This is a genomic window from Nocardia sp. X0981 (assembly GCF_977089955.1).
On the sequence record NZ_OZ372435.1, the window covers coordinates 112640 to 123402 of the forward strand.

The following is a 10763-nucleotide window of genomic DNA, read 5'->3' on the forward strand; positions in this document are numbered from 1 at the left end:
TACCCCGGCACCCCCGCGCGGGCTGCGGACGCGCCGACCACCGATAAGAATGTCATCGTGTCCACACTGCATGTCCACCGTTTCGGCCCGGCCACCGGCCCGGTGGTGCTGGCTCTGCACGGGCTCACCGGCCACGGCCGACGCTGGGCGGCGCTGGCCACCGAGTGGCTGCCCGATATCCGGGTGGTCGCGCCCGACCTGCGTGGACACGGCCGATCCACCGCCCGGCCACCGTGGAACCTCGAAACGATCGTGGCCGATCTGGCGGACCTGATCGCCGCCGAGACCGACGCGCCGGTGGTGGTGGTCGCGCATTCCTTCGGCGGGGCCTGCGCGCTGCGGCTGGCCCGGCAGCGCCCGGAACTGGTGCGCGGGCTCGTCCTGCTCGACCCGGCTGTCGCGCTGGACCCGGCGTGGCTGCACGATATCGCCCGGTCCACCCTGGCTTCTCCCGACTACACCGATATCGAAGAGGCCCGGCGGGACAAACTCGCCACCGGCTGGGGTGCGGCCGCGCCGGAGCTGCTGCAGGCCGAACTCGACGAACATCTGGTGCCCACATCGAACGGGCGGATGGGGTGGCGGGTGGATATCCCGGCTCTGGTCGCCTACTGGGGCGAGCTGGCCCGCGATCCGGCTCTTCCACCACCGGAGCTGCCGACCGTGCTGGTCCGGGCGACGCAGGTGGATCCGCCGTTCGTCACCCCGCGTCTGCGCGCCGCGCTGGCCGGCCGTCTCGGCCCGCGGCTGACCGTGCACGAATGGGATTGTGACCATATGGTCGCCCAGGTACTGCCCGCGGAAACGGCGGCACTGATCCGCGCGGCACTCTGATCTCCGTGACCACTACCGACGAACAGATAGAGCGGGTGCGCGAACTCGTCGCGTCCATCCCACCGGGCCGGGTAGCGACCTACGGCGATATCGCCGCGGCGGCGGGTTTGTCGACGCCGCGCACCGTGGGCTGGATCATGCGCACGGATGCCGCCGACCTGCCCTGGCATCGGGTGCTCGGTGCCTCGGGGAGACCCGCGCCGCACCTGGCCGAACGCCAGTTGCGGTTGCTCGCGGCCGAAGGTGTGCCGGTCGGCGACGGGCGGGTGGACCTGCGCGCCGTCCGTCATCCGTTTCCCTGAGCGGCCCGAGGCACCGGCTCTGCGCATCGTCCCAGACGGCGAATAGCATGGGCGCATGCCGAATTCTGTGCCGGCTCCGGATGTGATCGTGCTCGCCGGGGGACGGGCCAGCCGTATGGGTGGCGTCGACAAACCCGGCTTGCTGGTGGGCGGGCGGTCCATGCTGGATATCGCCTTGGCGGCGGTGGCGGGTCTGGGCCGGACAGTGGTGGTGGGCCCGCCGCGCCCGGAACTCGGCGCGCATATCCGGCAGACCCGCGAGCCCGAGCCGGGCTCGGGCCCGGTGGCGGCGATCGCCGCCGGTCTGGCCTGTCTCGGTACCGCTGCCGCCGATCACCTCGTGATCCTCGCCGCCGATCTGCCCTTTCTGACCGGCGAGGTGATCGGCGAACTCCTGGGGCACCGCGACGAATACGACGCCGTGTTCGCCACCGACGAATCGGGCCGGCCGCAATATCTCATCGGCGTCTGGCGGCGCCGGGCGCTGGCCGACCGGCTGCACGGTCTGCGGACCGTGATCAATCAGCCGATGAAGGCACTGGTCCCGGAGCGGACACTGACGGTCACGGTTCCCGGAGTGGACGATTGCGATACCCCGGACGATATCGCAGCGGCCCGCGCGGCAGTGGCGTCCGGGAGAACCGGTCCGCGCACCAGCGCTCCCCCGGCCGCGGACGCCTCCCGGCAGCGGGCATCGCTGTCGCTCGACGATGCCCGGCGGATCCTGCGCGACGAGCTCACCCGGCTGCCGGAGCGGTACCGCGAACTCGATCCCGCCCGCGGGGCGGCGCTGGCCACCGCGCTCACCGCAGCCGAGGCACTGCCCCGCTTCGATGTCTCGGCCATGGACGGTTACGCCGTCGCCGGCGAGGGGCCCTGGGAGTTGCGCACCGATATCGGTTTCGCCGGTGGGCAGCGGCCGGACGGTCTGCGCTCGGGGGAGGCGGTGCGTATCGCCACCGGAGCGCAGATTCCCGAGGGCACCACCCGGGTGCTGCGCGACGAATTCGCCCGCGTGGACGGCCGGCTGTACCGGCTCCCCGACACCCCCGAACGCTCCGATATCCGCCGCCGCGGTGAGGATCGCACGCCCGGTGACGAGATCGCCCCGGCAGGTTCCGCCGTCACCGCCGCGCTCGTCTCCGCCGCCGCGGCGGTCGAGGTCACCGCCGCGGCGGTCCGCGGGCCGGTCCGCGCCCGTATCGTCATGACCGGCGACGAGATCCGCAGCATCGGCCCCCTGCAGGCCGGTCAGACCCGTGATTCGATCGGCCCGATCCTGCCCGCACTCCTCGCCGCGCAGGGGGTGGAAACACTCGACCGGGTACATCTGCGCGATACCGCCCACGGTTTCGACCACGTGCTGACCACGGCCACCGATTGCGATCTGCTCGTCGTGGTCGGCGCCACCGGCGGTGGCGCCGCCGATCAGCTACGCGCCGCCCTCGACCGCGCCGCTTCCCGGATACTGGTCCCGCGATTGGCCCTCCGCCCCGGCGGTTCCACCGTGGTCGCCGAACTCCGCTCGGGCCCCACGATTCTCGGTCTGCCCGGTAATCCCTTCGCGGCCGTGGCCACCCTGCTGGCTCTGACGCCCGCGATCGTCGCGGGCCGTACCGGCGCGGCCCCGCCCCGGCCGATCCTCGGCCCGCTGCACAACGCGGGCGGGATCGCGGGCCAGGTGTCCCGTATCGTCCCGGCCCGCGCCGCCGGACCCCCGGCCGGTGGCTGGATCGGTGATAGCGCCGTCCGCACCGCCCATCTGGGCGGTCTCGTCGATCGGGACGGTGTGGTCGTCGTCCCGATCGACGCGCGCGACGGTGCGACAGTCGAGTTCATCCCGGTGCCACACTGACGTATGTCTTCACGGCCGCGCCTGCTACCGGATCCCGAGAGCGATCACCGTCCGGTTCGGTTGTCCCGCACAGGTTCCGACCGGGTATTCTCCTCACCGGGCCTGCGGTCTCCCGCCGAGGCTTTCATCTGCCACGTGACGACCCGGGGGGATCGATGACCGAGAAACCACACCATTCCTATGTCGAGAAGTTGACCTGGGACCGGCAGGCCAACGCCGCCTACCTCGCCCTCGTGGGCCAGGAGCCCGGACCTCGCCGCGTCGCGCGCACGCTGACCGTCGAGGACGAGAGCGGAGCCGTGGTGGCCGCGCTGGATTTCGCGGCCGACGGCACACTGCTCGGGGTGGAACTACTCGACGCCGCCACCCAGCTGCCCGATGCGATGAAAGCGGCGGCCACCGATATCACCGGCGCCGCCGGTTCCTGACCGGATTCCCGCTCCGCCATCTCCACAATGGCCGCGGCGCGGATCGGTCGACGGTACGAACGGTGCGCGGCCCGTGTCTCGGCGGCGGGACAGGTGGCGCGGGGACGGCGTTTCTAGTCTTCGAGGTAGGCCACGAGGGCATCGATGAGACCGGCCAGCGCGTCGTCGAGGTCGCCGTAGGTACCCAGGGTTCGTTCGGAGGTGATCCCGCGCATGGCCGCGGGGATGAGCGCGGCCGCCCGGCGGATCTTCACCGGATCGACGGCAAGGTCGGCGAAGGCCCGTTCGCAGGCTTTGTCCCAGTGGGGTTTCCACGAGGCGAGCTCGGCCGCGGTGAGTGGATAGTCGCGTTCGAGTTCGGCGTGCTCCCGGGGTAGTGCCGCACGCAGGGTTTCGATCGCCAGGGATTCCGGCCGGCGCAGCCCCGCGGCCATCGCGTGGATCATCGCGGACACCCGCTCGCGCAGAGTGCCGTCCGGTTTGATTCCGGCGGGCAGATCACCGCGTTTGTCGGCGGTATGGCGCAGGACGGCCGCCCACAGACCGTCGATATCGCCGAACTGGTATTTGATCACGCCCCAGGTCGCCCCGATAGCGCGGGCGATCCGGTTTCCGGAGACGGCCGCGGGGTCTCCGGTGGCCAGCGAGGCGATCGCCGCCTCGAGCATGCTCTCCCGGGAGGCGATACCGCGCTTGTTCGCGCGCCGCCCGCCTATCGCCACGTCCGCCACGAATGCCGATTGTAATGCCTTCGACCTGCGCCGCATACATTTCACAGACCCCTCTTGTATTCTTTCGCAGAGCCTTCTATGCTCAGGATGTCTCGTGGCGCGGATCACAATCACCGCACCACCACGCTGCCGCGCGCAGCCCTCGGACGCCGGAGGATCGAGATGGCAAAACCACCGCTGTCGATGGAACCGACAGGCTGGTTCCAGGTCGCCTGGTGCTCCGAAATCCGGATCGGCGCGGTACATCGGATGAAGTACTTCGGACGCGAAATGGTCGCGTGGCGATCGGCGACGGGCCGGATCGCGGTCTTCGACGCCTACTGCGAGCACCTCGGCGCCCATCTCGGGTACGGGGGCCGGGTCGAGGGCGAAACCATCGTGTGCCCGTTCCACGGCTGGGAATGGGACCGCGAGGGCCGCAACGTGTGCATCCCCTACGAAACCCACCCGAACAAAGGCCGGCGGATCCGCAGCTACCCCGTGGTCGAACGCAACGAAGCGGTCTGGATCTGGTTCGATCTCGACGGGCGGGCACCCTACTTCGACGTCCCGGATATCTTCCGCGATTTCGGCGACGGCAAGAGCGCCGCCGACTACTACCCACCCGTCCCCGCCGCGACGCTGTACCGGCCGGGGCTGGAACTGCACCCCCAGTACGTCATGGAGAACGGGGTCGATTTCGCGCATTTCGAGTTCGTCCACAAGACCCCGTTCGTCCCGGAATTCACCCGTCACGATTTCTCCGGTCCGGTGTCGCGCGTCGATTTCACCATCGCGTTCGACGCGGGGGCGACCGCAGACGATGCCGACAGCGGGGTCGAGTCGATCAACGCCGGGCTGGGCTGCTCGGTCACCAAGAGCTGGGGCATGGTCGACAACCGCACCATGCCGGCGGTGACTCCGGTGGACGAACGCACCTCCGATGTCCGCTTCACCGTATGGATCGGGCGTAAACCGGGTGAGCGCAGCGCGGAGATCACCGAATACGGAAGGGCAATGGCCGGTTACGTCATCGAACAGTTCGAAGCGGATATCCATATCTGGGCACACCAGCGGTACTCCGATCCGCCCGCCCTCTCCCGCAAGGAGTACCAGGGTTTCCGGGCGCTACGCGAATGGGCCGCCCAGTTCTACCCGGACGGCGGTGCATCCGCTGCCCGACCACAACCGAAAGGCCCGCAATGAGCTCCACGGACAAGATCCGGGTATTCCAGGTCGCCACCGGGAACCTCGGCACCGAGATGATCGGCCGGATCCGGGCCCACCCCGACCTCGAACTCGTCGGGCTGCACTGCTACACCCCCGACAAGATCGGACGTGACGCCGGCGAGATCGTCGGCATCGGGCCGATCGGGGTCACCGCCACCGGTTCGGTCGAACAGATCATCGCCGCCCGGCCCGATGTGCTGACATTCCACGGTGTCTTCCCCGACGAAGAGCTCTACGTGCAGGTTCTGGAGGCGGGAATCAACGTGGTCACCACAGCGGACTGGATCACCGGTTTCCACCGTGACACCCATCACCCGCATCCGTCCGGCCGGAAGGTCAGCGAGGTCATCCGGGCCGCGTGTGAGCGAGGCCACTCGACGTTCTACGGCACCGGTATGAACCCCGGCCTGTGCCAGATCCTCGGGATCGTGCACACCGCCGATGTGGCCGATATAGAGAACGTCACCGTCACCGAATCGGTCGACGTATCCTGCCACCACTCGGTGGATACCTGGCGGGCCGTCGGCTACGGCAGACCGGTGGACGATCCATCGATCCCGGATTCGCTCCACAAATACACCGCGGTCTTCGCCGACTCGGTGTATTTGATGGCCGACGCGTTCGATCTCGAACTGGACGAGGTACGGTTCGGCTACGAACTCGGCGCGTGTACCGAGGACATCGACCTCGGCTGGTATTTCCTGCCCAAGGGGTCGCTGGGCGCGAACTACATCAAGTACCAGGGCATGGTCGGCGGCGTAGCGCGCGTGGAAACGCACCTCGAATGGCAGATGACCCCCCACACCGATCCCGCGTGGGATATCGAGGGCTGCTACATCACCCGGATAACCGGTGATCCGAATGTCTACAGCAAGCATATGATCTTCCCGCGCAAGGGGGTGGATCTGTCCGACCCCGCGAGCTTCGCCTCCATCGGTATGACGGTGACCGGCCTGCCCGCGCTGAACTCGCTCGGGTCCGTCGTCGCGGCCCGACCGGGCATCATCACCAGCGCCGATCTCCCACTACGCGGTTTCGCCGGACGGTTCAAGAGCTGATGGGTACACTCGGGGACCAGGCCATCCGTCCCGGCCGTCCCGAGCGGACGCGCCGATCGCGACGGCCTCCTCGTCCCGCCGAGGAGCCGGAGAGCCGGATCTCGACACCACGTGGATCCGCGCCCGGCTCGTTCACGGGGTGTCGATCCGGCAGGGCGACGGGGTTCCGAAGCGAAGCGGAAGGCATCCGGAAAGCGAAATCTTTCCGGATGGCCGCAGTACGAGCCGCACCGGGTGGTTATCCTGGTACGGCACGAACTCAGGGCATTCCTTGACAACGCAGGGCCCCCTGAACACGATGCCACGGAGCATCTCGACCCAATTGCGGGTGCACTATGAATCCCAGTTCGAGCTCTTCTCGCCGATTCGCGAATACGCGCTACCGGTCCCCCGACGGCCAGCTGACCTTCCAGTCGCGGAAGCACGGGGACATCGTCGTCCTGGCGATGCGCGGTGAGGCGGACGCGTTCACGCTGCCACTGTGGCGCCGGCAGATACGGGAAGCCGCCGGCGAGGCGGCGGCGACGGGTGGTGCGCTGCTCATCGACACCACCCGGCTCGATTTCCTGTCCCTCGGTACGCTGGCCGCCCTGGCCGAGGACGCGGACGCCTGGCTTCGCGACGGTGTCGTGATCTGCCTGGTGACCTGGGACTCCCGCGTCCCACGCTTCGCGGGCGCCGATACGCGGACCGAACGTCTGCTCGTCCACTCGACGGTGTCGGCCGGGCTGACCGCGCTCCAACGGTCCGCACGGCCCCCGTCTCCCGCCACCCGGCCGGGCCCGTACGAGATGGCGGGAGTACTGGAGGCCCGCCGGCCCGATCTCCGGCGCCGCCGGGCCGGTGACACCCACGACGACACTGTCGGCGCATCGGTTCGCTGATCGCGAACCGTCAACCCCAGCGATCCGGGGTCACCGGGGCATCCCACGCGCGGGCATAGCGGCGTTTGTCCGGGCCGGCGAATTCCTTGCTGCGGTACACCACGTACGGTCGCACCACATACCCGATCGGCGCCGAGAACATGTGCACCAGACGGGTATACGGCCACACCGCGACCAGCGCCAGGACGAACAACCCGTGGGCCTGGAAGGTCCACGGGGTGCTGACCATGAGTTCCGGTTGCGGGCTCGATGTGAACAGGCTGCGGAACCACGGGGATACGGTTTCCCGATAGTTGTAGGTACCCCAGAGCAGGTTGCTGCCCACCGTGTTCAGCATGCCGGTGAGCAATGCGCCGCCGAGCAGGAAGTACATGAATCTGTCGTTGGCGGTGGTCGCCTTGCGGACCGCCGGTACGGTGAACCGGCGATAGAGCAGGATGCCGATACCGGTGAGGACCATGAGCCCGGCCACGGTACCCGCACTCACCGCGACCAGGTGATACATATGCTCGTCGACACCCACCGCGGCGGTCCACGATTCGGGGATGAGTACGCCCAGTACATGACCGAAGAACACTCCGAGCATGCCGAAGTGGAACAGCGGACTGCCCATCCGCAGCAGACGTGATTCATAGATCTGCGAGGACCGGGTGGTCCAGCCGAACTGGTCGGTGCGGTAGCGCCAGATATGGCCGAGCACAAAGGAGGTGAAGGCCACATAGGGCAGGGTGAGCCACAGCGCAGTAGTCATAGAGTTTTCCTCGAAGCAGATGCATGCGATCCACGAGGACCGCGACGTCGACGCGGGTGGCGCCTCATGAAGTCCTCCACCGAGCAGATCCACCCGATCCGCGAAGGCGAAGGACCGCGGTATCGCCTCATCGAGCCCCCTCCGCGAACAGATCCATACCGTCCGCGGACGCCGCGGCGAAGGCGAAGGACCGCATCATCGGCGGGTCTCCGCCCGGCCCGGCATCGTCGGGTCCATGGCGAACGGCTCCAGCCCGACCTCCTCCTCGGGCGGTCCCTGGGCGGCGAGTTCGGCGATCCGCCGCCGGTCCGCGGTGGTCGGCGGAGCGAGGGTGGCCACCACGGCGGCCAGTACCCCGGCGTACGGGGAACCACTGTCCGTCAGTGACAACCGCAGCAGTTCCAGTACCGGCACGTGTTCACCCAGGAGCCGCTCCCCGCCGACGGGGTCGACCGTGGCCGCGAACTCCAGCAGTACCGGGAGGTGATCGGGGAGTTCGCTCTCGCCGAGTTCCACGCCGGCGTGCCGGTAGGCGTGTTTGAACCGCAGCAGCGCCATCCCTCGTTTACGGGTGTCACCGTAGGCGTAGAAGGTCAGGTGCAGGCTGGCGCGACGCCGCATATCGAAGGTTTCCACATAGCGGGCGGCCAGTTCCAGGGGCGGGGTGGCCCGCAGATGGTCGCAGAACTCCGCCAGGGGGACGCGTACCGGCTCCGGCAGTTCGCGTACGGCCGCCGTCAACTGGTCCAGCACGGCCAGAGTGGCGGGGCCGGGGTAGTCGAGCAGCAGGGCGGCGGTCCGCCAGACGAGCCGGCGCTGCCGTTCGCTCATCGCGAGCGCGGGTTCCGGGCGGCGACGCAGTTTCAGTAGGGCCATCGGCTGCTCCGTTCCCGATTCCCGCGGATCATCGCCGGACCTCCGACGGCTCCGGGGTCGTGCGACCGGCGGGGCGCGCGGCGGACCCGCCGGCTCCGTTACCGTTGTTCCCGTCCCCGGGACGGTCGCCGGCCGTTTCCCTGTCCGACGTGTATCCGTTCGCCGCGCGGCCGTTGGTGCCGTGACCGTTGCTCTGTCGAGGGGCGGGCTCGCCCGGATCGCGACCGCCGGCCGGGACGAGCCCCTCGGTGCTCTTCCCATCCCAGTTGAGCAGATTGATCCGCCCCGCCTTCTCCTCCGGAGCGGCGCTGTTGGAATCGGTGAGGTGGAACTTTTCCACCATCTGGTCGAAGGCCGTCATCCCCGGACCGCCGTCGTTGTCCAGGCTGCACCCGGTCGCCAGCGAATCCAGTTCGTGTGCCCGCGCGCCCGCGCCGGTCGGAATCACGTAGCGGTGCTCGTATTTCGCGATGGCCAGCAGCCGGTACATGGCCTCGATCTCCTCCGGCTCCAGCCGCACCGAGGGTGCGATCGCCGGATCGGGTTCCTGGCCGAGGTTGATCGACCGCATGAACGCGCGCATACCGGCCAGCCGCTGCAGCGCCGCCCGCACCGGCCCCACGTCACCGGCGGTGAACAGTTCGGCGAGGTACTCCACCGGGATCCGCAGCGCGTCGATCGCGCCGAAGAGATTGGCGTGATCCTCACCGTCGTGCCCGGTCTCGGTGAGCACGTCCACCACCGGCGACAGTGGCGGTACGTACCAGACCATCGGCATGGTCCGGTACTCCGGATGCAACGGCAGCGCGATCTGATAGTCGACGATGAGCTTGTAGACCGGCGAATCCTGCGCGGCTTGAATCCATTCCGGTGAAATCCCCGCACGTTCGGCTTCGGCCACCACCCGCGGATCGTGCGGGTTCAGGAAGACACCGAGCTGGGCGGGATAGAGATCCTTGTCGTCGGTGACCGACGCCGCCGCGAGCACCGCGTCGGCGTCGTAGAGCATGACGCCGATATAGCGCAGCCGCCCCACGCAGGTCTCCGAGCACACCGTGGGGATGCCGACTTCCACCCGCGGATAGCAGAAGGTGCATTTCTCCGCTTTACCGGTTTTGTGATTGAAATAGATCTTCTTATAGGGACAGCCGGTCACGCACTGCCGCCAGCCTCGGCATTTGTCCTGGTCCACCAGGACGATTCCGTCCTCGGACCGTTTGTAGATCGCTCCGGACGGGCAGGACGCCGCACACGACGGATTCAGGCAGTGCTCGCAGATCCGCGGCAGGTAGAACATGAAGGTCTCTTCGAATTCGAGCTTCACCTGCTCGGAAACGCGAGCCAGCAGCGGGTCCTTCGCCACCTGGTCCGGACCGGAACCCAGATCGTCGTCCCAGTTCGCGCCCCAGGTGACCGCGGTGTCGGCACCGGTGATCAGCGATTTCGGGCGAGCCACCGGGGTGGTGTCGATGGCCGGCGAGGACAACAGATTGTCGTATTCGTAGCTCCAGGGCTCGTAATAGTCCTCGATGGTCGGCAGATCGGGGTTGGCGAAAATATTCAGCAGCCGCTTCCAGCGCGAGCCGGATTTCAGGGTGAGACGGCCCCGTTTGTCGAGCGTCCAGCCGCCCTTCCACTTCTCCTGGTCCTGGTACTGCCGCGGGTAGCCCTGGCCGGGCCGGGTCTCCACATTGTTGAACCAGACGTATTCGGTACCGCCGCGGTTGGTCCAGGCCTGTTTGCAGGTGACCGAGCAGGTGTGGCAGCCGATGCACTTGTCCAGATTCATCACCATGGCCAGTTGCGCCATCACTCGCATATCAGTCCTCCGGTTT

Annotated in this window: 11 protein-coding genes; 7 read left to right on the top strand and 4 right to left on the bottom strand. The window is 68.2% G+C overall.

What is annotated here, in order from left to right; all coding sequences use genetic code 11:
* The first annotated feature begins 57 nt into the window (after positions 1 to 57).
* The 4 genes from ACYR7D_RS00535 to ACYR7D_RS00550 all read left to right on the top strand — a co-directional run bounded on the left by ACYR7D_RS00535 (position 58) and on the right by ACYR7D_RS00550 (position 3419).
* A complete protein-coding gene (locus ACYR7D_RS00535) occupies positions 58 to 834 on the top strand; it encodes an alpha/beta fold hydrolase (protein WP_459547673.1) in 777 nt (258 codons plus the stop codon).
* A 5-nt stretch (positions 835 to 839) separates the two neighbouring features.
* On the top strand, positions 840 to 1136 hold the full coding sequence (locus ACYR7D_RS00540; protein ID WP_459547674.1) for an MGMT family protein: 297 nt from the start codon (positions 840 to 842) through the stop codon (positions 1134 to 1136).
* A gap of 55 nt (positions 1137 to 1191) precedes the next feature.
* Positions 1192 to 2991: an NTP transferase domain-containing protein gene (locus ACYR7D_RS00545; protein ID WP_459547675.1), complete on the top strand. Its 1800-nt coding sequence runs from the start codon at positions 1192 to 1194 to the stop codon at positions 2989 to 2991.
* Between the two features lie 155 nt (positions 2992 to 3146).
* Positions 3147 to 3419 (top strand): DUF2283 domain-containing protein, encoded by a 273-nt coding sequence (locus ACYR7D_RS00550; protein ID WP_459547676.1) that lies wholly within the window; start codon positions 3147 to 3149, stop codon positions 3417 to 3419.
* 113 nt (positions 3420 to 3532) lie between these two features.
* Here the strand turns inward: ACYR7D_RS00550 and ACYR7D_RS00555 are convergent, their stop codons facing one another.
* The gene (locus ACYR7D_RS00555; RefSeq protein WP_459547677.1) at positions 3533 to 4186 is read right to left on the bottom strand and encodes a TetR/AcrR family transcriptional regulator; all 654 of its coding nucleotides are present in this window, start codon (positions 4184 to 4186) and stop codon (positions 3533 to 3535) included.
* Positions 4187 to 4312: 126 nt separating this feature from the next.
* Here ACYR7D_RS00555 and ACYR7D_RS00560 point away from each other — a divergent pair, with 126 nt between their 5' ends.
* The 3 genes from ACYR7D_RS00560 to ACYR7D_RS00570 all read left to right on the top strand — a co-directional run bounded on the left by ACYR7D_RS00560 (position 4313) and on the right by ACYR7D_RS00570 (position 7301).
* Complete coding sequence (locus ACYR7D_RS00560; protein ID WP_459547678.1) at positions 4313 to 5335, top strand: Rieske 2Fe-2S domain-containing protein; 1023 nt, start codon at positions 4313 to 4315, stop codon at positions 5333 to 5335.
* Positions 5332 to 6417, top strand: a complete 1086-nt coding sequence (locus ACYR7D_RS00565; RefSeq protein WP_459547679.1) for an NAD(P)H-dependent amine dehydrogenase family protein — start codon at positions 5332 to 5334, stop codon at positions 6415 to 6417. Before ACYR7D_RS00560 ends, ACYR7D_RS00565 begins: the two co-directional genes overlap by 4 nt.
* A 335-nt stretch (positions 6418 to 6752) precedes the next feature.
* Positions 6753 to 7301, top strand: coding sequence for an STAS domain-containing protein (locus ACYR7D_RS00570; protein ID WP_459547680.1), 549 nt, complete (start codon positions 6753 to 6755; stop codon positions 7299 to 7301).
* 10 nt (positions 7302 to 7311) lie between these two features.
* Here ACYR7D_RS00570 and narI read toward each other — a convergent pair whose 3' ends face one another.
* The 3 genes from narI to narH form a co-directional block, all read right to left on the bottom strand.
* Complete coding sequence (gene narI, locus ACYR7D_RS00575; RefSeq protein ID WP_459547681.1) at positions 7312 to 8052, bottom strand: respiratory nitrate reductase subunit gamma; 741 nt, start codon at positions 8050 to 8052, stop codon at positions 7312 to 7314.
* Between the two features lie 195 nt (positions 8053 to 8247).
* Positions 8248 to 8928 carry a nitrate reductase molybdenum cofactor assembly chaperone gene (gene narJ, locus ACYR7D_RS00580; protein WP_459547682.1) on the bottom strand — a complete coding sequence of 227 codons (681 nt, stop codon included), beginning with the start codon at positions 8926 to 8928 and terminating at the stop codon, positions 8248 to 8250.
* A 28-nt stretch (positions 8929 to 8956) separates the two neighbouring features.
* Positions 8957 to 10747, bottom strand: coding sequence for a nitrate reductase subunit beta (gene narH, locus ACYR7D_RS00585; protein WP_459547683.1), 1791 nt, complete (start codon positions 10745 to 10747; stop codon positions 8957 to 8959).
* Positions 10748 to 10763: the final 16 nt, after the last annotated feature.

What these genes read in the sequence shown, in the direction of transcription:
- ACYR7D_RS00545 (WP_459547675.1), top strand. Translation starts at nt 1,192, where the DNA reads ATGCCGAATTCTGTGCCGGCTCCGGATGTGATCGTGCTCGCCGGGGGA.
- ACYR7D_RS00550 (WP_459547676.1), top strand. Translation starts at nt 3,147, where the DNA reads ATGACCGAGAAACCACACCATTCCTATGTCGAGAAGTTGACCTGGGAC.
- ACYR7D_RS00555 (WP_459547677.1), bottom strand. Translation starts at nt 4,186, where the DNA reads ATGCGGCGCAGGTCGAAGGCATTACAATCGGCATTCGTGGCGGACGTG.
- ACYR7D_RS00560 (WP_459547678.1), top strand. Translation starts at nt 4,313, where the DNA reads ATGGCAAAACCACCGCTGTCGATGGAACCGACAGGCTGGTTCCAGGTC.
- ACYR7D_RS00565 (WP_459547679.1), top strand. Translation starts at nt 5,332, where the DNA reads ATGAGCTCCACGGACAAGATCCGGGTATTCCAGGTCGCCACCGGGAAC.
- ACYR7D_RS00570 (WP_459547680.1), top strand. Translation starts at nt 6,753, where the DNA reads ATGAATCCCAGTTCGAGCTCTTCTCGCCGATTCGCGAATACGCGCTAC.
- narI (WP_459547681.1), bottom strand. Translation starts at nt 8,052, where the DNA reads ATGACTACTGCGCTGTGGCTCACCCTGCCCTATGTGGCCTTCACCTCC.
- narJ (WP_459547682.1), bottom strand. Translation starts at nt 8,928, where the DNA reads ATGGCCCTACTGAAACTGCGTCGCCGCCCGGAACCCGCGCTCGCGATG.
- narH (WP_459547683.1), bottom strand. Translation starts at nt 10,747, where the DNA reads ATGCGAGTGATGGCGCAACTGGCCATGGTGATGAATCTGGACAAGTGC.